The 21,566-nt window shown below is 57.8% G+C and carries 30 protein-coding genes and 4 pseudogenes; 10 read left to right on the forward strand and 24 right to left on the reverse strand.

Annotated features, from left to right (window positions below; all coding sequences use genetic code 11):
• Positions 1 to 191: 191 nt before the first annotated feature.
• From B5M07_RS14370 to B5M07_RS14390, 5 genes and pseudogenes are all read right to left on the reverse strand, one after another.
• Complete coding sequence (locus B5M07_RS14370; protein ID WP_120351819.1) at positions 192 to 905, reverse strand: ATP12 family chaperone protein; 714 nt, start codon at positions 903 to 905, stop codon at positions 192 to 194.
• A complete protein-coding gene (locus B5M07_RS14375; RefSeq protein ID WP_120351820.1) occupies positions 902 to 1,585 on the reverse strand; it encodes an HAD-IA family hydrolase in 684 nt (227 codons plus the stop codon). The genes B5M07_RS14370 and B5M07_RS14375 overlap by 4 nt, the downstream gene beginning before the upstream one ends.
• Entirely contained in the window at positions 1,582 to 2,628 is a 1,047-nt protein-coding gene (locus tag B5M07_RS14380) for an RluA family pseudouridine synthase (protein WP_067622210.1), read from the reverse strand. Before B5M07_RS14380 ends, B5M07_RS14375 begins: the two co-directional genes overlap by 4 nt.
• Positions 2,625 to 2,978 carry a fluoride efflux transporter FluC gene (locus B5M07_RS14385; RefSeq protein ID WP_120351821.1) on the reverse strand — a complete coding sequence of 118 codons (354 nt, stop codon included), beginning with the start codon at positions 2,976 to 2,978 and terminating at the stop codon, positions 2,625 to 2,627. Before B5M07_RS14385 ends, B5M07_RS14380 begins: the two co-directional genes overlap by 4 nt.
• A gap of 31 nt (positions 2,979 to 3,009) precedes the next feature.
• Positions 3,010 to 3,570 (reverse strand): annotated as a pseudogene (locus tag B5M07_RS14390) (replication-associated recombination protein A); the annotation flags it as partial.
• Positions 3,571 to 4,275: 705 nt separating this feature from the next.
• On the opposite strand from B5M07_RS14390, the pseudogene B5M07_RS14395 reads away from it, so the two are divergent.
• Positions 4,276 to 4,524, forward strand: a pseudogene (locus B5M07_RS14395) (integrase core domain-containing protein); the annotation flags it as partial.
• Between the two features lie 89 nt (positions 4,525 to 4,613).
• On the opposite strand, the gene B5M07_RS19500 reads toward B5M07_RS14395, so the two are convergent.
• Positions 4,614 to 4,991, reverse strand: a complete 378-nt coding sequence (locus B5M07_RS19500) for a hypothetical protein (protein ID WP_162931875.1) — start codon at positions 4,989 to 4,991, stop codon at positions 4,614 to 4,616.
• 121 nt (positions 4,992 to 5,112) lie between these two features.
• On the opposite strand from B5M07_RS19500, the gene B5M07_RS14400 reads away from it, so the two are divergent.
• The gene (locus B5M07_RS14400; protein WP_120352280.1) at positions 5,113 to 5,319 is read left to right on the forward strand and encodes a helix-turn-helix domain-containing protein; all 207 of its coding nucleotides are present in this window, start codon (positions 5,113 to 5,115) and stop codon (positions 5,317 to 5,319) included.
• Between the two features lie 114 nt (positions 5,320 to 5,433).
• Positions 5,434 to 5,822, forward strand: a pseudogene (locus B5M07_RS19600) (transposase); the annotation flags it as partial.
• 98 nt (positions 5,823 to 5,920) lie between these two features.
• Here the strand turns inward: B5M07_RS19600 and B5M07_RS19605 are convergent.
• The 18 genes and pseudogenes from B5M07_RS19605 to B5M07_RS14500 all read right to left on the reverse strand — a co-directional run.
• Positions 5,921 to 5,992, reverse strand: a pseudogene (locus B5M07_RS19605) (hypothetical protein); the annotation flags it as partial.
• Between the two features lie 218 nt (positions 5,993 to 6,210).
• Positions 6,211 to 6,939, reverse strand: a complete 729-nt coding sequence (locus tag B5M07_RS14415; RefSeq protein WP_120351822.1) for a cytochrome c biogenesis CcdA family protein — start codon at positions 6,937 to 6,939, stop codon at positions 6,211 to 6,213.
• Positions 6,932 to 7,414 (reverse strand): hypothetical protein, encoded by a 483-nt coding sequence (locus tag B5M07_RS14420; RefSeq protein WP_254693933.1) that lies wholly within the window; start codon positions 7,412 to 7,414, stop codon positions 6,932 to 6,934. The genes B5M07_RS14415 and B5M07_RS14420 overlap by 8 nt, the downstream gene beginning before the upstream one ends.
• Entirely contained in the window at positions 7,411 to 8,049 is a 639-nt protein-coding gene (locus B5M07_RS14425) for a hypothetical protein (RefSeq protein ID WP_120351824.1), read from the reverse strand. Before B5M07_RS14425 ends, B5M07_RS14420 begins: the two co-directional genes overlap by 4 nt.
• On the reverse strand, positions 8,046 to 8,693 hold the full coding sequence (locus B5M07_RS14430; RefSeq protein WP_120351825.1) for an SCO family protein: 648 nt from the start codon (positions 8,691 to 8,693) through the stop codon (positions 8,046 to 8,048). The genes B5M07_RS14425 and B5M07_RS14430 overlap by 4 nt, the downstream gene beginning before the upstream one ends.
• Positions 8,694 to 8,747: 54 nt before the next feature.
• Entirely contained in the window at positions 8,748 to 9,047 is a 300-nt protein-coding gene (locus B5M07_RS14435; protein ID WP_120351826.1) for a hypothetical protein, read from the reverse strand.
• A gap of 299 nt (positions 9,048 to 9,346) precedes the next feature.
• Positions 9,347 to 9,862 carry a TlpA family protein disulfide reductase gene (locus tag B5M07_RS14445; protein ID WP_120351828.1) on the reverse strand — a complete coding sequence of 172 codons (516 nt, stop codon included), beginning with the start codon at positions 9,860 to 9,862 and terminating at the stop codon, positions 9,347 to 9,349.
• Complete coding sequence (locus B5M07_RS14450; RefSeq protein WP_093743404.1) at positions 9,859 to 10,437, reverse strand: DsbE family thiol:disulfide interchange protein; 579 nt, start codon at positions 10,435 to 10,437, stop codon at positions 9,859 to 9,861. The genes B5M07_RS14445 and B5M07_RS14450 overlap by 4 nt, the downstream gene beginning before the upstream one ends.
• Complete coding sequence (locus tag B5M07_RS14455) at positions 10,434 to 10,910, reverse strand: c-type cytochrome (RefSeq protein ID WP_093743403.1); 477 nt, start codon at positions 10,908 to 10,910, stop codon at positions 10,434 to 10,436. Before B5M07_RS14455 ends, B5M07_RS14450 begins: the two co-directional genes overlap by 4 nt.
• On the reverse strand, positions 10,907 to 11,044 hold the full coding sequence (locus B5M07_RS19505) for a hypothetical protein (RefSeq protein WP_162931771.1): 138 nt from the start codon (positions 11,042 to 11,044) through the stop codon (positions 10,907 to 10,909). The genes B5M07_RS14455 and B5M07_RS19505 overlap by 4 nt, the downstream gene beginning before the upstream one ends.
• A 16-nt stretch (positions 11,045 to 11,060) precedes the next feature.
• Complete coding sequence (locus B5M07_RS14460) at positions 11,061 to 11,555, reverse strand: DUF411 domain-containing protein (protein WP_120351829.1); 495 nt, start codon at positions 11,553 to 11,555, stop codon at positions 11,061 to 11,063.
• Entirely contained in the window at positions 11,552 to 12,499 is a 948-nt protein-coding gene (locus B5M07_RS14465; RefSeq protein ID WP_254693934.1) for a WD40/YVTN/BNR-like repeat-containing protein, read from the reverse strand. The genes B5M07_RS14460 and B5M07_RS14465 overlap by 4 nt, the downstream gene beginning before the upstream one ends.
• 98 nt (positions 12,500 to 12,597) lie before the next feature.
• Positions 12,598 to 13,026, reverse strand: a complete 429-nt coding sequence (locus B5M07_RS14470) for a hypothetical protein (protein WP_205570872.1) — start codon at positions 13,024 to 13,026, stop codon at positions 12,598 to 12,600.
• Between the two features lie 54 nt (positions 13,027 to 13,080).
• On the reverse strand, positions 13,081 to 14,028 hold the full coding sequence (locus B5M07_RS14475; protein WP_120351830.1) for a cation diffusion facilitator family transporter: 948 nt from the start codon (positions 14,026 to 14,028) through the stop codon (positions 13,081 to 13,083).
• 118 nt (positions 14,029 to 14,146) lie between these two features.
• Complete coding sequence (locus B5M07_RS14480) at positions 14,147 to 14,581, reverse strand: CBS domain-containing protein (RefSeq protein WP_120351831.1); 435 nt, start codon at positions 14,579 to 14,581, stop codon at positions 14,147 to 14,149.
• A 97-nt stretch (positions 14,582 to 14,678) separates the two neighbouring features.
• Entirely contained in the window at positions 14,679 to 15,146 is a 468-nt protein-coding gene (locus tag B5M07_RS14485) for a DUF411 domain-containing protein (RefSeq protein ID WP_120351832.1), read from the reverse strand.
• A 154-nt stretch (positions 15,147 to 15,300) separates the two neighbouring features.
• The gene (locus B5M07_RS14490; RefSeq protein WP_120351833.1) at positions 15,301 to 15,900 is read right to left on the reverse strand and encodes a cation transporter; all 600 of its coding nucleotides are present in this window, start codon (positions 15,898 to 15,900) and stop codon (positions 15,301 to 15,303) included.
• 412 nt (positions 15,901 to 16,312) lie between these two features.
• Entirely contained in the window at positions 16,313 to 16,741 is a 429-nt protein-coding gene (locus tag B5M07_RS14500) for a MerR family transcriptional regulator (RefSeq protein WP_067263750.1), read from the reverse strand.
• Positions 16,742 to 16,955: 214 nt separating this feature from the next.
• Here B5M07_RS14500 and B5M07_RS14505 point away from each other — a divergent pair, with 214 nt between their 5' ends.
• The 7 genes from B5M07_RS14505 to B5M07_RS14535 are packed head-to-tail and all read left to right on the forward strand — an operon-like array spanning position 16,956 to position 21,545.
• Complete coding sequence (locus B5M07_RS14505; protein ID WP_120352283.1) at positions 16,956 to 17,522, forward strand: SCO family protein; 567 nt, start codon at positions 16,956 to 16,958, stop codon at positions 17,520 to 17,522.
• Between the two features lie 5 nt (positions 17,523 to 17,527).
• Positions 17,528 to 17,944 carry a disulfide bond formation protein B gene (locus B5M07_RS14510; RefSeq protein ID WP_120351834.1) on the forward strand — a complete coding sequence of 139 codons (417 nt, stop codon included), beginning with the start codon at positions 17,528 to 17,530 and terminating at the stop codon, positions 17,942 to 17,944.
• Positions 17,945 to 17,946: 2 nt separating this feature from the next.
• On the forward strand, positions 17,947 to 18,606 hold the full coding sequence (locus B5M07_RS14515; RefSeq protein ID WP_067263745.1) for a DsbA family protein: 660 nt from the start codon (positions 17,947 to 17,949) through the stop codon (positions 18,604 to 18,606).
• A 28-nt stretch (positions 18,607 to 18,634) separates the two neighbouring features.
• Positions 18,635 to 19,102 (forward strand): copper chaperone PCu(A)C, encoded by a 468-nt coding sequence (locus B5M07_RS14520; RefSeq protein WP_120351835.1) that lies wholly within the window; start codon positions 18,635 to 18,637, stop codon positions 19,100 to 19,102.
• Positions 19,102 to 19,719 (forward strand): SCO family protein, encoded by a 618-nt coding sequence (locus B5M07_RS14525; RefSeq protein ID WP_120351836.1) that lies wholly within the window; start codon positions 19,102 to 19,104, stop codon positions 19,717 to 19,719. The genes B5M07_RS14520 and B5M07_RS14525 overlap by 1 nt, the downstream gene beginning before the upstream one ends.
• Positions 19,716 to 21,083 carry a M23 family metallopeptidase gene (locus B5M07_RS14530; protein WP_120351837.1) on the forward strand — a complete coding sequence of 456 codons (1,368 nt, stop codon included), beginning with the start codon at positions 19,716 to 19,718 and terminating at the stop codon, positions 21,081 to 21,083. The genes B5M07_RS14525 and B5M07_RS14530 overlap by 4 nt, the downstream gene beginning before the upstream one ends.
• Positions 21,084 to 21,086: 3 nt before the next feature.
• Complete coding sequence (locus tag B5M07_RS14535) at positions 21,087 to 21,545, forward strand: DUF411 domain-containing protein (protein WP_120351838.1); 459 nt, start codon at positions 21,087 to 21,089, stop codon at positions 21,543 to 21,545.
• Positions 21,546 to 21,566 lie beyond the last annotated feature (21 nt).

Below are 21,566 nucleotides of genomic sequence, written 5' to 3' on the forward strand. Positions count from 1 at the left end.
TTACCTCTTCCTGATAGTCCGCCACGTTCACTGGCGGTTAATCCGACGTCAGGTGACGCCGAAAGCGATCTTGCGCAGGGTTCCCCCTGCTCAATGAAAAGCAGTGTGGGCGGATTCAGGTTTGAAGGTCAAGGGCGCGATGGGCAAAATCAGGGCGGGTTTTCACATCGCGTGGCAAAGCTTTTATCAAGTTAAGCAGCTTTGCAAAGCACGATAATTGCACATGCATGTAAAAACGCCTGTCGCTTGATTTCGGCCTCTTGCTCGGCCACGTCATCGCGGCCCCACTGCTCGGCCTGCCAATTCTCATCCAGCCGCGACAAGGCCCAAATCTCTTCGGGGTCAAAGGCTTGCTCCAGCGCGGCAAAGCCAAGGATCAGCGAACCGGTCAGGCTGACGAGGTCATGAAATGCCGCCAGTTCGAACGCAACGAGCCGCGCCGTCCGGCGGTGCAACTCGGCCAAGGCTTCGGGCGTTTGCGGGGCATGCATGATGCCCTGTCGCGGCTCCAAACGGACGCCGAGTGTCTCTGCCGCCCAATCCAGCATCGGATCCCACTGCGCTGCTTGCCGGGCGACCAACTCTTCGGGGCTGTCGGCGCGGTAGCACAGCAAGTCACTGTCCCCATAGGCCGCCAGCATGTCGACGACCTCGGCCTTTTGCACCGCGACCTTGTCGATCGCGGCATTGGCGGTTTTGGTCACCGGCATTGTGCGGGGGTCGATCTGCTTTTCCTGCGCCTGCCATTCGGCGGCCACGGCATCGGCCATGGCGCGGGTCGGCAGGGTCAGGGGGCGCTTGGCCGGGGTCTTCACCCGGCGGCCATCCAGTTCTACGGTGAAACCGTCTTCGACCGCGACCACGGCGGCGTCTTTCCAAAAGCGTTTGGCTTTCCAGTCACTCATGCGGGAATGCTCCAGATTTGTTCCAGCAGTGCGGGCAGCGCCGCGAATTCCTCAACCAGATGCGCGGCGGCGGCCAACCGTTCCGGACCGTGATAGCCCCATTTGACCCCGATCCCGGTCACCCCGGCGGCGGCGGCCATGTCCATGTCGAAAGAGGTATCGCCAATCATCACCGTCGCCTCCGGCCCCACCCCGGCATCGGCCATCGCCTGATGGATCATCGACGGATGCGGCTTGGAGGGGTGAAAATCCGCGACCTGCTGGGTGATAAAAAGCCCCTCCAGCCCGTGCCCGGCGATCAACTTATCAAGCCCGCGTTTCGACTTGCCCGTGGCAACGCCCAACAGCACCTCCGGCTGGCCATGAAGACGCCGCAACGTGTCCAGCGCGCCAGGATAAAGCGGCGAGGATTGCGCCACGCCCGCCTCGGCCCGCAGGGTCATATAGGCGGCCTTATAGGCCTCCACCATCGCAAGGTGATCGCCGGTTGGGCGTGTGGGCGTCAGCACGGTCATTGCCACATCAAGCGACAGGCCGACGATCGACAGGATCTCGGCACGGCTCGGCGCGGGCGCGTCGACAGCCGCAAAGGCCGCGGTCATCGCAGCCACGATATCGCCTTGGCTGTCGACCAGCGTGCCGTCGACGTCAAAGATCACCAAACGCAGTGGCTTGCTCATTGCAGCGACTCAAAGGGGTCTTCGTCGGCAAGATCTTCGGTCCAGCCAAAGGTGTCCCAGCTATGCGCCATATGTTCGGGCAACTCGGCGGTGATGGTAACCGTCTTGCGGGTATGGGGATGCTCAAACCGCATCATCCGCGCGTGCAGGTGCAGCTTTTTCGAGATGATCCCGCCCAGTTGCGCGCCCCAGCCGTCGCCGAGGTTCTCTTGCCCCGAGCCGCCGTATTTCCCATCGCCGACAATCGGATGCCCGATCTCGGCCATATGCGCGCGCAGCTGGTGCGTGCGGCCGGTGACTGGCTCCATCGCCACCCAAGACGCGCGCGAGCCGACGCGGAACAGCGTGGCATAGAGCGTATGCGCCCGTTTCGCGCCCGGCGTGTCATCCATATCGCGCGGATGCACGGCGATCATCTTCTCGCCCTCGCCGCTGCGGCCATGACCGCCAGCTTTAACGAGACCGTATTTGATTTCGCCCAAGTACGGCGTCGGCACACCGGCGACGATGGCCCAGTAAATCTTGCGCGTCTCGCGGTGCCGCATCGCCGCTGTGAGCGCCTTGGCCGCCAAACGGGTCCGCGCCAGCAGCAGCACGCCCGAGGTATCACGGTCAAGCCGGTGCACCAGACGCGGTTTTTCCTCGGCGTCAAAGATCAACGCCTCAGACAGCGCATCGACATGGCGATCCGCCTGCCCCGAGCCGCCCTGCACGGCCAGACCCGGCGGTTTGTTCAGGGCGATGACATGCTCGTCGCGGTAAATCACGCAGTTGCGGATCATCTTGGCATCAGCATCGGTAATGCGCGTCCGTTTTGGCGGGGGCGGCGGGGCGCTGTCGGGCAGCGGCGGCACGCGCACCTCTTGGCCGGCTTCGAGCCGCGTGTTGGCCTTGACCCGGCCCCCATCGACGCGAATCTCGCCCTTGCGGCACATCTTTTCGATGAGCCCCTGATTGATCTGCGGAAACATCCGCTTGAACCAACGGTCCAGCCGCTGGTCTCCATCGCCTTCGGCGACGGTAATGGTTTGTACGCGGCTCATGCCAATACCTCTCGGGCCACCCAGAGGCCCAGCAAACAGGCGGCCAGCGACAAGATCACCGAGGCCCCCACATATGAAAATGCGACAGCGGCGCGGCCTGTTTCAAGCAGCCGCATCGTGTCGAGTGAAAACGCCGAAAAGGTGGTGAAGCCGCCAAGCAGGCCGGTCATCAGAAAGGGCAGCAACAGCGCCTTATCCGCCAGTGCGACCCAGACCACCCCGATTGCGAGCGAGCCCGCGACATTCACTGCCAGCGTGCCCAGCGGGAAGCCGACGGTCAGACCGACAAGGTAGCGCAAGCACGCGCCCAGAGCGCCGCCGAGCGCCACCATGATCAGTGTTTTCATCATCGACACCCCATCGCGCGGGCGCGGCCCGGAGTCAAGTTTTCCGCTTGGCCCGCAGCCCCGCGAAGTAATCCTGTCGCTTTTTCAACTCCCGTTCGAAGCCACGTTTCACCGGCTCGTAGAGGCTGGGGCGCTCCATCGTGTCGGGAAAGTAGTTCTGCCCCGAGAACCCGTCTTCGGCGTCGTGGTCATAGGCATAGCCGCTGCCGTAGCCCTGCTCCTTCATCAGCTTAGTGGGCGCGTTGAGGATATGCTTGGGCGGCGGCTCTGACCCGGTACTGCGGGCCAGCCTGCGGGCACCCTTGTAGGCTTTGTAGACGGCGTTGGATTTCGGCGCGAGGCAGATGTAGGTCAGCGCCTGCGCGATGGCCAACTCCCCCTCGGGGCTGCCAAGCCGTTCGTAGGTCTCCCATGCCTGAAGGCAGAAAGCCTGCGCCTGCGGATCGGCGAGGCCAACGTCCTCAACCGCCATGCGGGTAATGCGCCGCATCAGGTAGCGCGGGTCCTCCCCGCCCTCCAGCATCCGGCCCAGCCAATAAAGCGCCGCGTCCGGGTCCGAGCCGCGCATGGATTTGTGTAGGGCGGAAATCGTATTTAACTTGTTTTTCTACCCGGTGAGTGAGTGAGCGAGTAAATTCTCTTTATAATCAGGTAGATCGGCGCGTTCTGAAACTGCAACCTTAACAGTATTCTCCATGGGTATATTTTTTTTCTTCCCAATCGCAACCTATCGGCGAGCGTCCAGATCGTCACCTAATAGGTGATACAGAGTTTTCCACCCAGAATCTCGGGCTCACAAGATTGAAAGGTGGGTCTGTTTGCAGATTTCTCAGATCGGGTCGGTTCGGTGCGCAGCCGTTGCGCCGCAGTAATAGTGTGTCGGCCATGTCGATTTGTATGTGGTGATTCCACAGATGTACCGACAACCAGTCGAGTAACACGATTTTGCTCACGTGTGATGTGGGCTGACCTACTGGGCCTTCCCGGCAAACCGCAGCTCTTGTTGCGGGCGTAGCTGGCGGGATTTATGGCTAAGCGGTCGAAATCTTCCAGCGTGTTCATGATCGATATGCGGCGGCGGCGCTACTTGCCGGGAGTGCTGATCAGAACCTCATGTCGATGGCGACCAACACGGTTGACAAGGGTAGCATAGATAGCCGCCATTGCCGGTCTCCTCAGCGGTGTGGTTATGCAAAACCACTGTTGAGACCTGAGACCCGGTTATGGCTAGCCGCTGCGCAATTTGAGGGTTGCGGAAGCTGCTAGAACCTCTCAGCGGCGCTTCTTCCCTACGTGCTATGGAACGGAGCTAACATCGAACACCATCTTGCAATGGCAGGAGGAGCGATGCGTCGAATTGCACTACATCGCCCCCGGAAAACCTATGCAGAGCGGCTTCGTGGAAAGCTTCAATGGCCGTCTGCGGGACGAATGCCTCAGCGAGCATTTGTTCGCCGACCTGCGCCAAGCCCGGGACCTGCTCTCTGCCTGGCGCGAGGACTACAATCCCCATCGCCCACACACGAGCCTCGACGGGCTCATTCCGTGAGAGCATCACCAACGGTTAGTAAAAGACCCAGACCTGAACAGAGCTAACTCAAAATAGCGGACTAAGGGGAGCAGGTCAGCGAAAAGCCCTTATGGCATGAGATTTTCCTTATTGTGATACCAATCAAACCCGCTTGCTCCGCCTCCGAGAGGAGTGCCCGCGTACATGCACCAACGATCAGAGCTGACCTTGCCGTACTCCTTTAGATAGGTAGCATAAACGTACGCCATTTCGTGATCTACGTCGGTTGCAAGAAAAGCTTTTAACTTGCGTCTCCCGCGCTCTGTTAGAAACGCACGCCCTCCATCAGGTTCGGCAGATAGCTTGCACTTGATAACTATGAGCCGCCGCTTTTTCGCAACGCCAGCTTGCTCTTTAGAAAGCCAACCATACCAAACGAGTAAAAAGGGCAGAACAAGATCATTGCTTAGACCGAGGGCAGAAAGTTGGCCATTTATTGGGGACACGAATCACTCCTATTTTGGGAGTGCCTGACTAACCAACGTATTGCACCCTGTCGAGCACGATTGGAGCAAAACATTGGCAGGCGCCGCGCACACGGAGACATACTTGGTTTTCCGCAAAAAATTGATCGAAAGCCGGAAGGCTGCAGCACTTTCACAAGCTGAGCTTGCGAAAATGCTAGGAAAGCCTCCTTCTTACGTAGCCAAGTATGAGTTGGGAGAACGTCGTTTAGATGTGGTCGAGATGTGCGTCATACTGAAATGTATTGGGACCAATCCTTGTCGGTTTCTCCAATCTATTTTTGAAGTCGCACCAACGTCTTTACGCTAGCGTAACGCTTCGATCGTTAAGCGTCCGCTGCCTGACGCCAGGACCCCGGGGGACAGATTTGAGAATTTGAACGACGGAGTGTTTTTGGTTCATCGTAGCTTTTAAGGAGCGAAGATGAACAAGAAGCCCGGAACATCGAAAGACGCAGCTAACAAGCTGGTCAAGAACTTCCGCCGTAAGACCGCCAGACCTACTCGGCGGAGGAGATAATCAGAATTGTTTTAGCCGGATTGCGCGGGGAGGAAAGCATCTCGGCGTTATGTCGCCGCAAGGGCATCTCTGACAGCCTGTACTGAACTTGGTCGAAGGAATTCCTTGAGACTGGAAATCGTCGTCTTTCCGGCGAGACAGCGCGTCAGGCGACATCCCTGAGGTAAAGGAGTTGAGATCGGAAGCCATGGCTCTGAAAGAATGCGCGGCCGACCTAACACTCGAGAACCGTCTGCTCAAAAAAGCATGACAGGGGCTGGGCAGTTCGAGGAATGAGGTATCCAGCAAAGCAGATACATTCAGCATGATGTGGAGGATGAGATACATTCGGCCTGATGCGGGGGATGAGGCGGCGGTCCAGTCCAACGACACGGTATTCTTCGTGCAATCGTTTGACGACCGCCGCCCCGAGGTATCCGCTTGAACCGGTGACGACGATGACTAGCTTGTCGGACTCCTTCATTGCCAGTCTCCTGCTTTACTTGCGCAGATACTTAACCAGCGCTGCGATCACCAAAATGAGGATCACGATGATCAAAAGCCAGCCGATCCCCATCCCAAACATCATCCCGCCGCCCATCATATCACCGTCCATCATCTCATTTCCCTATCTACTGCTGGTCGAAACTAACCCTATACGAAGACAACCCCTTTCCAGTGCGGGAGAGTTCCAAGTTAATTTCAGCCGATCTGTCCCAGCACCGGAAAGGTTTCCAAGAGCCACCATGAGAAAGCGCTGAGCTGTCCGGTCATCATAGTGACACCCATAACGATCATAATCCCCCCCGCCACCTGATGGAGCCGTCGCCCGAGAGAGCCGATGGCACGCAGACGGGCCGCAACCTGCTCCGTAAAAGCCGCAACGATGAGGAATGGCACTCCAAGGCCGGCTGAGTAGACAGCCAACAATCCGATCCCTTCAGATACTGTGGCGCTGGCAGCACTTGCTGTTAGGATCGCACCCAGGATCGGTCCGATACATGGGGTCCAACCAAAGCCGAAAGCAAGGCCCAGAACGTAGGATGCCACCGGCTGCCCGCCGGGAAGGTCAATGTCGAAACGCATGTCACGTTCCATGGCCTGAATCCGGGCGGCCCCGAGCATGAACAGCCCAAAAAGGATTACGATTGCGCCGCCAATCAGGTTTAACTCGAACCGCCAACGCAGGAGCACTTGCCCCAGAGCCGTTGCCGAAGCCCCGAGCCCTATGAAAATCGTCGAAAACCCCAATACGAAACAGAAACTTAACCAAACCGCTTGTTTGCGGCTGCGATGCGCCCCAGTAACCCCAGTTCGTCCCGCGATATAGGAGACATAGCCCGGGACCAAAGGTAAGACGCAAGGTGACACAAAGGAGATTATCCCGGCAAGCAAAGCCGCTATGAGCCCGAGAGAGGAAACATCAAGCATCAGGCAAGCCCACCTTCCGGGAGGAATGCCTAACCGCGCCGAAGTAGGCCGCGAGGGGAACGAAGATCCATTGCAACATAGGGGTTAGCCCGGCGTCGATGATCGGAATGACCGGCATGATCTCGCGGTAGGCCCATGCTTCGCGCAATTCGATATTTAGCCATTCGCTGAAAACCGTGTAGCCAAGCCCCATCACCAACATTGCGCCTAAAACAGGATATACCCGCCTCTGCGGCCAAGAGCCGGTGCCAAAGAAGAACAGGGCAAGCAATAGGCTGCTCATGGCGATCAGTAGATCGCCTCCGGTGCAATGCACGGCAGCAAAGATAATCTCACCCCACGTCCCCTCAACCCAGATGGTATAAAGTGGAATATGTCCTGCCTCCCAAATGAGATGCCCCAGGAAGGTGATTACGGCAAAACGCCGAAGTGCGGAAAGCCAATGGGGTCCCGTGATCGTGCTGTAAGATTTCATAAGAACCATCCAGTCATTCGCTGCCAGAAGCTGGGTTCAGCATGAGGATGGGTGTTGGTCAGCCCATTGATATAGAGCAAGAGGTTAAGCGGCTCAAAATCAGCGCCGTGAAAAATGCCGACCTGCTGGCCTGCGCGGTTCAGCAGATGGACCTGAGGGGTTAGGTCTTTCCGTTCGCTTACCCCAGCGAGAGCAGCGTTTGCATGACTAAGTTTTTCAGGGTCTGGCGTCCGCGCGAATATCCTGTTCTGCGTAGCGGGACCGCTTTGCGGCTCGTCGCTAAGGGTAACAAAGACCACCATATCGCGCATCGCGCTGGAGTTGAGCGCAGTGAGCGTTTCGGTGAGCGTAGCTTGTTGTGCCTCACAAGGATCGCCACAACCTTCGGGCACAAAGCTCAGAACCACGATCTTTCCCCTCAAAGCATTGAGGGATGTGCTTTCATGCGCCGCCCCTATCCAAGCGAGGTCTGGTGCGTCGTCGGGCAAGATCGGTTCGAAGGCGGCTTCCTTGGCAGCCATCACCTGATTAAGGTTCTCACCCGGATGATCGGCAAAAACCGGTGAGGCCAAAAGTAGGCTGGCAACAAGTAAGAGGGCGCTGCGCCATGTGGTGGGGGTGTATTTTTGGGTCATTGGGTCCGTTTCTCTTTCGCGATACGCATGGAGATTTGTTCGGCCATCTCCTCAGCTGGTTGCGCGCTTTCAAGAAAAACAGCGTCAAACTCACCCTTGCGGTTCATCAGGTAAATATGGCCGGCGTGGGCCATCATGTATCCGTGGGGCGCCGTTTCTGCGGGAATTTTCTCGTTGTAAACCTTGAAGGCCTCGGTCGCCTCGGCGATTTGGTCCTCGCTTCCGGTCAACCCGATCAGATTCGGGTGAAAGTTCGCGACATACTCCTTCAGAACCGAAGGCGTATCGCGCTCTGGATCGACCGTCACGAAGAGCGGAGCAATCTCATCAGCTTCAGGGCCCAGCAGTTCCAGCACGTTACCCATATATGCCAAGGTGGTTGGACAGATATCTGGGCAGTGGGTGAAGCCAAAAAACACAAGCTGCCAGCGGCCTGCGTAGTCCTTTTGGCTAACGACCTGACCGTTGTGGTCGAGCAACGAGAATTCTGAACGGATGTCAGCGTCGCCGCGATAGACCGTTTGGCCGGCAGGAACGTTGTCCGGGCGCAGCAGGGCAAGGCCCGCAACAAGCACGGCGGCAGCGATAGCACTCGCCCACAGGGCAATGCTTAGCCGACGACGGGCCGGCGTAATCTTAGTCATGATACTTCTTTCAATAGAATGATCCGCCCGCCAGTCAGACGGGCGGACCGAGGTTCAGCCCTTTTGATCTTCGCCATGCGCAGAATTCATGTGGTCGATCATGGACTGCATCATCTCTGTGCAGGCTTCCATCATCGGCCCCATATCAGACATCATTTTCATCATGGGCATCATGTCTTCCATACCCTTCATGCCTTCCATGTTTTTCATGCCGGACATCTCGCCGTTCATGCTGTGACCTTCGGCCATCGGCATATCGTCCGTTTCTGGTTTTGCATCTTGTGCCTGAGCGATGGGAGCGGCCAACATCATGCCGGTCAGGGCAGCAGCCGTGATTTTCATTTTGTAAGTCATGCCAGTTCCTTCTTGGGTTGAGTGTTAGTCTGTCGTGGTGTCCGGCTTGATTGTCGGATCGTTTTTAGCGCAGCCGGCAGAGCCGCCGCGCATGCAAAGCCCCAGAGCGCACATAGCGGCACAAGGGGCGAGGCTAAGGATCAAAGGTGCCGCACCAACAGCAGTCAGCCAGTCCCAGTTGAGCGCAGTGCCGCCACCGATAGCGGCAAAGCCAGTCAGCATGAGGCTCTGTCGCCGCGAAGGCATGGGGATCGCACTTGCTGGCCTGTCGTTGTTTGAAATTTGGGTCACTGTTGGGTTCATCCTTTAGAAATGACGCGTTTGATTTGAGAGATTACCGCTGGGCTGTCCCAATCGGCCGGTCCCACTTTGCGGGCGACTTCGCGGCCTTCGGCGCTAACAAGAAGTGTCGTCGGCAAGCCGACAACGCCAAGAGCCATCATCGCCCTCAATTGATCCGAGGCGTAGAGAGCGAGATGCTGAATGCCGATGTCGGAATAGAATGCGCGGACGGTGTCGAAACCACCCCTGTCGATCGACAAGGCGAGCACATGAAACTCTGGCCCGCCAAGCTTTGCCTGTAGTCTGTCGAGGGTTGGCATCTCATCACGACAAGGGGCGCACCATGTCGCCCAGATGTTAAGCAACACCGTGCTTCCCCGGAAATCTGCCAAAGTCAGGTCCCGGCCCCTCCCGTCGGTGATCGGCGGCGAGAGCATTGGTAAGGGCGCGTTGTGCTCGGCCATGACCGGACGCGCCGCAGCCGGCGTGGCCCCGAGCGCCAGTGCGCCGCCAAGAAAACCGCGCCGCTTCATGCCCCCTGCTCCTGTTGCAAACGCCGCACCACTGGAAGAATGTCGTTTTCCAGAGAGTGCCGGTTGAAGGGGCCAACATGTTTGTAAGCAATGCGCCCTTTTGAATCGATCACAAAGGTTTCCGGCACTCCGTAAACGCCCCAGTCAATAGAGGCCCGGCCAGAGCTATCCGCACCGATCCGGTCATAGGGATCGCCGAGTTCTGCGAGAAACCTGCGTGCAGCGGCTGGCTTGTCCTTTAGATTGATGCCGTGGATTGACACGCTGCCGGTCTGAGAAAGCTCCACCAGCAGCGGCATCTCGACCCGGCATGGCACGCACCAGGAGGCCCAGACATTTACGAGTGAAACTTCGCCGCGGAGATCTGATGTCGACAAGCCGTTTTCGCGTCCTTCGATTGGAGGCAAATCAAACTCTGGGATGTCCCGGCCGATCATGGTGCTCGGAAGGCTGTCTTCATTGTTAAACAGTCCCCATAGGAAAGCCGCCGCGATGGCCGCGAAGACCGCCGCAGGAAGCGCGGCGATCAGAAGGGACCATCGCCACTTGGGCGCAGCTTGATCCTGGTTGCTCATGATCCTTCCTCGTTCTTCGAGGTGATCTCGGCCTGATAATTGCGTTCACGCTCGGGCCATGTGCTCTTGATATAGCCAAGGATCGCTGTGATTTCCGCGTCACTCAGAATGCCCTCGAACACGGGCATGTCGCTTTCATAACCCGGCACGACCGAGGCCAGCCCGTTCTTGGTAATGTCGAAAAGCTGCTGATCGGCATGGTGCCATGTATGGCCCGTTTCATCATGCGGCGGCGCGGGCATGCGACCATTGTCGAGCCGCCTGCGCCAGTCCGGTTGGCCCTCGAGGTCTGCGCCGTGGCAGGAGGCACAGTTCTCCGCATAGAGGTCAGCGCCCTGATCGAGCATTTCCGCATCCACAGGCACGCCAAGCACGGTGAGCGCCGGGGGGGCGTCTTCCTTCCCCCCGGCCCAGACAGCAACCGCAGCGGCGCCCGTGATGCCAACCACAGCGGCTACGATCAACGCTCTCATGCCGAGCGCCTCAGGTATTTGACCAGAGCCAACACGCCCAGAACCAGCACCGCCAGCACCAAAAGGAACAACAGGCCGCAGCCGATCATCATTCCGGCCGACATCGGCCCATTCATCATAGATCCGTTCATCATTTCCATCATTCCATCCTCACTCATTTGAATACACGGCCACGCCGTCCTCGCCGAAGGCATAGGTCTTGAGGGTGCCACTCTTGCCCGCCATGCCGGGTGCGTTGCTGGGCATACCCGGCAGCGTAATGCCGGTGATCTCGGGGCGTTCAGACGTTAGGCGTCGAATGACCTCCACAGGGACCAGACCACTGATGTAATAGCCATCGACCTCAGCGAGGTGGCAACCGAGCCCCTGTTCTGGCACGCCAACTTCGACAGAACGCTTGTCAAAATCGCGGTCGTCAATGCGGGTGACATGATAACCGTTTTCTTCTGCATAATCGGCATAGGCGTCACAGCAGCCACAGGACGGATCGCGCCAAATGGTCATCTGGCGGTCAGCCGGAACGGTGATCGCAGCGGTATCCGTGTCAGGCGCTCTGTCGCTTTCGGCCATGCCGAAGGTGGCAAAACCAATGATGCCGGCGGCTGTGATTGCGGCAACCGTGCCGAGGGTGAATTTACTGTTCAATTTTTGTCTCCTTCAAAGATGTCGAGAGTGTCGAACGTCAGGCCGCCATCGCGGCTGACAGAAAGATTGCCGTCGCGAACAACGGTCAGACGCTGAGGATCGGCAGGATCGACAGCCAGTGCGTCGATTTTTCCATCAGCAACCAGCGACCAATTCACCCCTGCGTCTGCCGAAGCCCAAAGGCCACTGTCGAGGCCCACGTAGAGTTGCTCCGGTGCTTTGGGCGAGAGCGCGAGATGTGGGACAGGCTGCCCTACAGGCAGCGGTGTCGTGGGCGGCAGCGCTTTACCCTCGACCAGAGCATCCATGGCATTACCCGCCGTCACATCCTGCCAGCGACAAAAGCAATCGGGCACGCGGGTTAGTCCTGCCTCAGTTCCGGCATATAGCCAGATGCCGCCCATGCCAGTCGGATTTCCCACAGAAACGAGCGTGAGCACCTCCTGCTCGGCTCCGTTCAGATAGGGCCGGTCCATCACGAACTCCCAGCTTTCACCGGCGTCTTCGCTGCGCCAGAGCCCGTCACCCGCAAGCGCAGCATAGAGCAAATCTGGCTCAAGGGCCGCTTGGGTCAGAGCAGTAACCCGGACTGGAGGCAAACCTGCACCTGCGTTGGTCCACGTGCGCCCGCCGTCGCGGCTGCGCAAGAGACCGGTTGGCTCGACCGCCGCAAAGAGACTGCCCGAAGCCTCGGGGTGGCTGGCGATCGCGGTGACTGTCTGATCAAGTGGCCGTTCGCTTATTTGATTTGCGGTGGAGACGCGCCAGAGAGCATGCTCATACGCGACGATCAATGCGTTGCCGTCGTATCCGAGGGCCCGGATCGAAGCCCCCTGAGTGGTTGCATATGACACATGAGGTAGGGTCAGCGCCGCACCCATGGCGGCGAGTCCGCTGGACAGCATGCGTCTACGCGAAATATCGCGCGATTGATAAAGTGACATGAAGGTCGTTCCCGAAAGTGACGGATAAGGTCGATCGCTCTGCCGTCGCTTGGCAGCAGACAACGCGAGACCGGGCCGTCACGCTTCGGTGCGGCCGGTCAACTCAGGAAGGTGGTTCTTGGTGGGAAAGGATCAGACCCGGGATTAAGCCCGGCAAGGCTGAGATCCGCAGGCGCAGGCATGAAGAAGCGCTGAATGCTCTCTATGGGTGACTGATGCATCTGCGAAAAGATAAAGACAGGTGCCGTGCAATCGATGTCGCAGACAACCTCGCTCTGCTCCCCCGGCAAACAAGCTGCGCAGGCTTCTTCCTCATCACTTGTCGAGGATGCGGTCATGCCGGACATCTCCATCGACATGTTCGCCGCCGCCAGATCATGCGCCAACACACCCGTTAGCAGAACGAGTGATAGGCAGAACGTGGCAAGGCGAAGCAGAATGCGCATGACGGTGATATAGGAGCACGTCGTTGAAATGTCGATCCTTGGTCGAAAAAGGAAAGCGGAAGAATGGCGGAATGCGCTCATATGGGCGGGACGCTGCTCAAGGCGGCGCGCAGCCTTCGCGAGTTCGGCTGCCGCTCAATCTGTGCCGGTTCCTTCGCCTTTACTCTTTCGCCGATCCGCATGACCGAACAGTGATGCATTCTCATGCGCATTGCCGAGGGTTTCAAACTCAAGGCTTGAATGGGTGATGCCAAAGTCGTCTGCCAATATTCCTTTGAGGGTATCTTTTGCAGATTCAAGGTCCTCGAGACCTGTTCCCTCCAAAACCACATGACAATCGAGTGCGACCTCATGTTCCTGCATTTGCCATAGGTGAACGTGATGCACATCGCGCACACCCTCGACGTTCGTCATCGCTTCAACCACCGCACCCGCATCCATGTCAGGCGGGCTGCCCAGCATCAGCATACGTATAGGGTCGCCGATCTCAGTTAGAGCGAGGTATAGGATATAAAGGGCAATGCCGATGGTGATTGCCGGATCAACCCACCGTAGATCGTAAAGTATGATCAGCGTGCCGCCGATGATTACCGCAACTGAAGCCAAAGCATCCGATAAATTGTGCAGGAACAGCGCTCTGATGTTCACGCTGCCCTTTTGCATTGAGTAGGTCAGCAGCGCCGTAAGAGTGTCGACTACAAGCGCGACCCCGCCCAAGATCACGACAGTCCAACCCGCGACTTGCGGCGGGTCAATCATGCGCATCCCGCCTTCATAGATCAGGTAAAGCCCGACAAGGATAAGCGTGGTGTAGTTGATCAGGGCGGCAACGACTTCGATCCGGCCATAGCCGAAGGTCATGCGTTCATCCGCTGGACGTCGCGCGATTTTTCGGGCGACGAAGGCGATAACCAATGAGGCCATGTCAGAAAAGTTATGCAGCGCATCAGCAATAAGCGCCAGCGACCCGGCGAAAATCCCGCCGACGATCTGTGCCGCCGTAAGCAGTGCGTTCGCCCAAATCGCAATGGATACCCTGCGGTCACCACTTTCGGGATCAATATGGGCGTGATCGTGAGCCATCGGCCGCGCCTCTTTCTGTTGGCCTGATTAGAACGCGGTCCAACACCGCGTTCTAATCTTTTCCATTGGCAAAAACGGAAAGCCCTTATCCGGATGAACCGTTGGGCTCATTGAGCTGTCAGCAGCAGCCCGATTTCTCCTTGGGTTGCGAAACTTCTTCCACCAACTCCGCGGTCTCCGCCCCGCTGGCCTCTCGGGCGACGTCCGCTTGGGCGACGACGCCACAGCATTTACCACTTTCGTCGGTGACCACACTACGCCGAACCTGTTTTTCTTCCATCTTGTTGCAACAGCTTTCAACGTCGTCGTCAGCAGACACGGTCAGAAGGTCGTTCGACATGATTTCTGAAACCGGCGTCTCGACCGTCTTGCCCTGCGCAACGGCACCACAGCAGATATCGCGGTCCGTCACGATGCCAACGGGCTCACCGGCGTCATTAAGCACCGGAATGGAGCCGACAGATTTTTCAGCCATAAGGGTTGCTGCTTCCTGAATCGAAGTGTCGGGGCCGCAGCAGGTGGGATTGCTTGTCATGATGTCCTGAACTTGCATGATCTTACTCCTTGCTTTGGTTGACACAGTGCAAACCAAAAGATTGGCTCTGAGGTTCCTGTCACCACACTTTGCAGCAAGTTTCAGCGCAGTGTCCTCACGCCGGGTCGTAATGTGAAAACACTTTTGTGCTGCCATCGCGGGAGATTAGAAAGACCTCATAGGCTTCGCGTTCATCTTCTGACCCCATACCTGGTGAGCCATAGGGCATACCCGGCACGGCAAGGCCGATGGCATCCGGGCGCTCGGAAAGCAGTTTGCGGATGTCGGCGGGCGGGACGTGACCTTCGATCATATAGTCTTGGATTTCGCCGGTGTGGCAGGAGGTCATATTCTGCGGGATGCCGCTGTCCAACTTGTGCCGGATCAACAGCGTCCCAAAGCTGCGTTCAGTGGTTACTTCAAAACCGTCTTTCTTCAAGATGTCGATCCAAGCCGAACAGCAACCGCAATTAGGATCTTTCATCACGTGGATGGTAGGCTTTTCTTCAGCCCAAACTGCGAATGGCGCAGCGGCGAATGAGCTTGCGGAACAGACCAGCAGGCGGCGGCGTGTGAGGGTCATGTGAAGTCCTTCCAAGGTTTTTCCTAAATCGGACAGGATATGAGCGAATTACAGTCCTTCGCTTGATCAGATAGACAGCGTAGAAAGGCCAGAAGAAAAACAATCACAGCGCGCTAAACTGTCATTACCCCTCCGGTCAAGCCCACGTCCCTACCTAATCGTCATGGCAAACAGCCTTATGATGTTCACCATGTGCGTCTTTCAGTATTCCGACACCGCCCCAAGCAGCAATGCCAGCAACAATAACGCCAACAATAAGGTCGGGCCAATTCGCTCCAAGCCAAGCCACGAGTAAGCCTGCGGCAATAATGCCGAGATTGGCGGCGAAATCGTTCCAGCTGAATGTGTTCGCCGCGCGGATGTTCACATCTGGATCGCGAATACGTGCCAACAGCCAAACGCAGAGCGCGTTAATGCCCGCCGCGACCAGTGCCATGATGATCATGATTATGCCAAGAGGATCCGATCCGCCAACGTAGCGACGCCAAGCATCATAAAGGATGCCGACGGCGAAAAGGATCAGCAGGCCGCCCGAAACATTCGCCGCTCCACGCTTCCACTTCGCGGATCGGGACAAGGCAAAGAGACTGATCCCGTAGACAAAACTATCTGATAAATTGTCGAGACCATTGGCGATAAGGGCGGTTGAATCGCCAAATGCGCCCGAGATAAAGAAGGCGATAGCCAACCCGATGTTCAGCCCCAGAACGATCCAGAGTGTGCGTCTTTCCGATGCATTCTTCTGCTCTACCATGCGCTATTCTTAATCCCAGAACTTGCAGAATTGCAAACTCAAACGACGAGCTATTATTCCGGAGTTCTTTCGTCTTTCCAGATTTCGCTTGAGCCGAACGGGCCCATTTCTTAGTGATCATGCGGTGCGGCTGTTGCCCCTAGCAAACAAATAACGGTGCCGAGCAGTTCCCGGCTGTCAGGCCTACTTTTGCCCACCACATCCACACAACCGAGGCCGCTATATGGACGCCACCATAAGCTGTAAATGTGTGTCCCGCGGCGACAGCTTCCACCTGCGCCTAGAGCCATCCGAACAAGGCTAGGACAGCAGCAGTGCCAGGCGAAACCCAAAGTGCCGACAGGCCTAGATAGCGAAACACCCTGCGATTTCGGCAAGCGCCGCGATCGGATAGACAAACGCAACGGGCATCTTAGCCGCCGATCTCTTCATGGTTTGTCAGGCATTCGGAGTGGTCTCTCAACACCTCTAACACACGGCAGTCAGCGGTCTGCCCGCCACTGCACTCATGCACCATACGTTTCAATTCCGTGCGCAGCGCCTCCAGGCGAGCCAGTCGATGCTCAACTTGCTTAAGCTGCCGGCGGGCAATCGCATCGGCCTCCGCGCAAGATTTTCCCGGGTGATCGCTGAGGTCGAGCAGTTCGCGGATCGCATCCAACGAGAACCCCAGTTGCCGCGCGTGCCGGACGAACGACAGGCGGTCAAGCTCGGCATCACCATATCGTCGCTGGCCGCCTTCAGTTCTGCCGGGTTCTGGCATGAGCCCGATCTGCTCATAATACCGGACTGTCTGCACTTTTGTACCAGTCTTTTTTGCAAGCGTCCCAATGGTCAACATTTCAGGCTCTCCACATTAGCTACAGAGGGTGTAGCTTTAAGTGGCAGACATCACAAGATTCACCACCTCCTCACAGGTCCGTGATTGCCAGCCAATTAGCGACAATCGCGCTTGAACCTACAGCTGCTAGAAGTTGTAGACACCTCCAAAATATAGAATCAAGTTCGGGCGTAGCGGTGTGAGGCTTCCAGGTTTTCAGAAGGTATCGAAGGTGTTGGCGGGCGTGGCGGCGTTCGTTCTCATCTGGCTGTTGCTGTGGTTGGACTACCGTGCCGACCTTGCCCGCACAGAGAGTGAACCACCGTTTTTTGCTGATTTCGAACTGACCGATCATCGCGGGATGGTCCAAACGGAGGAAGATTTCAAAGGTCGCTGGATGTTGGTCTTCTTCGGCTTCACCAATTGCCCCGACGTCTGTCCGACAACACTGTCCGAAGTCGCGGCCGTGATGGAGGGTCTGGGCGATGAGGCGGCAATGGTTCAGCCGATTTTCATAACGATCGATCCCGAGCGAGATACGCCGACGGCTTTAGCAGAGTACGTGCCCTTGTTCGACGCAGGAATCATCGGGCTGACCGGCACGCCGGAGCAGATCGCCGCAACATCCGAGACTTTCCCAATTTTCTTTGAGCGGATCGAGGAGGCTACTGCGCCGCGTGGATACACGATGGGTCACACGTCGCACCTTTTCCTTTTCGACAAGCAGGCAGGCTTCGCGGATTCCTGGCCCTATGGCACGCCCGCCGAAGAGATCCTCGCCGATCTGAAAGAGAGGATCTGATCGTCATGCCCCGACTCTCCGGAGAAACAGCCCTTGGCCTAGCGTGGATCATTGCGCTTATCTCATCGCTTGCCGTGCTCTTTATTGGCGAGGTGCTTGGTCAAACGCCTTGCATCCTTTGCTGGTTCCAGCGCGCCTTCATGTTCCCCTTGGCCATCGTTCTTGGGCTCGGGTTGTGGTGGCAGGATTCCCGCGTGGGGCGCTATGGCGTTGCACTGGCGCTTGGGGGGGCGGCGGTGGCGATGTATCACATCGGCCTCTATGTCGGTCTGATCCCCGAGGCGATCCAGCCCTGCACGGCGACTGGCCCCTCTTGTATCGACGACAACCAGTTGGTCTCCGGGATTCCGATTCCGCTGATGGCGCTTGTCGCCTTCACGATTATCGGGGTGCTGTCGGCCCTTTCACTGAAGGAAGAATAAACATGAATCGACGCGGCCTCGTTCTATCCGTTCTGGCTGTTGGTGCCGCAGGTTTTGGCGGCGCGGCTTGGTATGCCACCCGCCCCCAACCCATGGCAGAGGCAGTCCCTGTCGCGCCAGAAGTGAACGATGTGCTGATCCGGTCCTATTCCCCGATCCTTGGCCCCGAAACGGCACCTGTCACGATTGTCGAGTTTTTCGATCCAGCTTGCGAGGCCTGCCGCGCCTTTTATCCCGTGGTCAAGGATATCATGACTGAGCACGGTGGTGCGGTCCGTGTCGTCATTCGATATACTGCCTTTCACGGGAAAGCTTCAGTGGAAGCGATCCGTGTTCTCGAAGCTGCGCGGATGCAGGATGTGTTCGAACCCGTGCTGGAAGCGGTCCTGCGCGAGCAGCCACGATGGGCGTCCCATGGCACTCCAGCACCGGGTTTGATCCTTGAGATTGCCGCAAGCGGTGGTCTGGATGTCGAAGCTGCTCGAACACAGATGCTGGCCCCCGGTGTCGTGGCAGTGCTCAATCAGGACCGCGCTGATGTCGAAGCGGTAGGCGTGCGACAAACGCCCACGTTCTTCGTCAACGCCAAGCCATTAGACCCGTTCGGTGAGGCCGAACTGCGGCGACTGGTCGCTGCAGAAATTGCGGTCAGCCAAAGTTGATGCTCGGATAGATAAAGGAGAATCTGTCATGATAGAGCTACCTTATATCAAGGGCTTGACTCTTTTTTTGCTGCTCTCGGGCATGTCGACTCCGACATTTGCCGGTTCGGAGGACGTCATCGTAGTAAACGCGTGGTCCCGTGCTTCGATTGGTATAAACCGACCGGGCGCGGCATATTTCACTATACATAACGCAACTGAAGACACAGTCACGCTGACCGGACTTACAACACCACTTGCCACGATGCCCGAGATCCATGAGACGAAAACCAACGCTGCAGGCGTCAGTTCAATGTCACCTGCAGACGACATCACGATCGGGCCGGGCGAAAGCGTGGCATTGGAGCCGGGCGGGCTGCACGCCATGCTCATGAAGCTGCAAGACCCGATGATCGAAGGCGAGACCTTCCCGCTGACACTGACTTTCTCGGACGGTGGCGAAGTGACTGTTGAGGTCCCAATTCTGGGGATCGCCGCGCGCGGGCCGGGAAGCTGATGCAGCGTCGGCAATTGTTCCAATACGGTGCAGGCGCTCTGGCTATGATGCTTGGTATCGGCTGGTGGCGCGTGGATGGTCCCGGCGCTCCGAAACCTACTGGCCAAAGGCCGCTCCCCCTAACGGCGATGGATTTCCGACTGACCGATCACGAAGGCCATGAAGTGGGCCCAGAAACCCTGATCGGACGGCCGACCATGGTGTTCTTCGGGTTCACCTACTGCCCGGATGTCTGCCCCACGACGTTATCGGATATCTCAGGCTGGCTTGAAGATCTCGGAGACGAAGCCGCGCAGATGAACGTGGTCTTCATCACGGTCGATCCGGCGCGTGACACGGTCGAGGCCATGGCCGAATATGTCGGCTATTTTCATCCGGCCATTCGGGGTTGGACCGGGACGGAAAACCAGATTACCCGCGCTACAGAAGGGTTTCGGGCTTCGTATGAGCGCGTCCCGACCGAGGGAGGTGACTACACGATGAACCATACGGCAAGCATATTTCTTTTTGGCGCCAACGGTGAGTTCGTCACCATGATTGACCACCACGAGCCAAGAGAATTCGCAGTACCGAAGATCCGACGTGCGTTGACAGAAGATGTAGAGATCACAACATGAGAATAAGAGTTGCCTCGGTAGCCCTGGTAGGCGCCTTTTCGATGACTGCCATCGCCACCTTAGGGTGGTGGTCCAAAGAACCGGTGCCCCAATCGATTGCCGAAGCAACGCATTGGGCGCCTGCTGCAGTTTTGGAACCGCGACTTGCTGATAGCGTCATGACGGTTCCCAAAACCACACAAGTCGGCGGAGCGCGCAAAATCCTAAACGTCCCTCTCTTGCAGCCTGACGTCACCGAAACCGCCTTGCCAGCAATTGAACCGCCCTTGGTGACTTGGACGCGTCAAATCGCGTCGGGTGAGACGTTGGATGCAGTTTTAGCGAACGCCGGCGTTGCCGCACACGCCCGTGCGGAGATCGCTCTGGCACTTGGAGTGGAATATGATCTGCGCCGATTGCGCCCAGGCCATGAGATCACCGTGATCTCAAACGCGGACGGCAATCCGAAGCGCGTAGAACTGGCCATTGACGATGGAGTGCGGATCGAAACGGTTTTTGGTGAAGAGCTTCTTACGCGCGTATTGGAACCAGACCCTGAAGTGGTGATTTTCGCAAGCGAGGCGGTGGTTGAAAGTTCGATTTCCGCAGCGTTGGACAAGGCAAAGATACCTGCACGCTTCGCGGTCGATCTGGCACAGATGCTGGGCGGCACAATCGATTTTCGACGTGAACTCTCCGGGGGTGAGAGGATGCGTCTCCTTTGGCGCGAGGCGCGAGAAGGAAACAAAAGGATTGGCCAGCCCGAGCTTGCCTTTGCCGCATTGGACCTTGCTGGATCGGTCTATGAGATCGTCTGGCCGGATGACGGCAGCGGTCAAGCGACGATCTATGTGGATGGAGAGGTCCTGCGTGTCTTTGCCCAACCGGTGGAAGGAGCGCGGCTGAGTTCCGTCTTCGGCCGTCGCACGCACCCGGTCTATGGGAATGTACGCATGCACACCGGCGTCGACTTTGCTGCGGCCCGCGGTACGCCTGTAAAAGCAACGGCGCCTGGACGCGTGAGCTTCATCGGACGTCGTGGTGGATATGGCCGGGTGGTGGAGATATCGCATGGTTCCGACACCCTGACACGATACGCACATCTCAGCGAAGTGCCGGACACACTCGAACAAGGGCAGCGCGTGATGGCCGGAGACATGATCGGTCGCGTCGGTGCGACCGGCACCGCGACCGGCCCAAATCTGCATTATGAGGTTCGGGTCGATGGTCGCCCGACGGATCCTCTCTCAGACGACCGACTGGTAGAGGCGGCCGACCGGGATGCGGTTGGCACGGCTGCACTTGAGCGATTGGCTGAGGCTCGCTCGCTACTGGCCGAGAGGCTCACCAGCGAATTTGTGCAGACAACAACGGAAAGGCTTTAATCCATGAAACGACTGGCTCCCGCTCTTGCAGTCACGCTGGCCTTGTTTTCCGCGGCGCAAGCTGTCGCCGATGCGATCCAGATTGATGTCCGGAAGACAAACGGCTGCGGCTGTTGTCTGTCCTGGATGAAGCATCTTGAGGAAAGCGGATTCGCGCCGATAGGCGAGGACCTGTTCGGGGGAACTCTTGTGCGATTCAAACTCGACACCGGCGTGCCTCAGCGCATGGTATCCTGCCATACGGCTTTGGTCGGCGGCTACGTGATCGAAGGTCATGTACCGGCATCAGACATCCAGCGTTTGTTGGATGAGCGTCCCGATGCAGTGGGGGTGGCGGTGCCGGGTATGCCCTATGGCTCGCCGGGCATGGGACCGGAAGATGATCGCGAGGGCTACGATGTCTTTTTGATCCAGGGCGATGGGTCGACCGAAATCTTTAGCAGCTATTTGGCCGCTGACTGACGTATCGGCGGGAACTCAGCG

The sequence above is a fragment of the Sulfitobacter sp. D7 genome, from assembly GCF_003611275.1.
GTDB lineage: Bacteria > Pseudomonadota > Alphaproteobacteria > Rhodobacterales > Rhodobacteraceae > Sulfitobacter > Sulfitobacter profundi.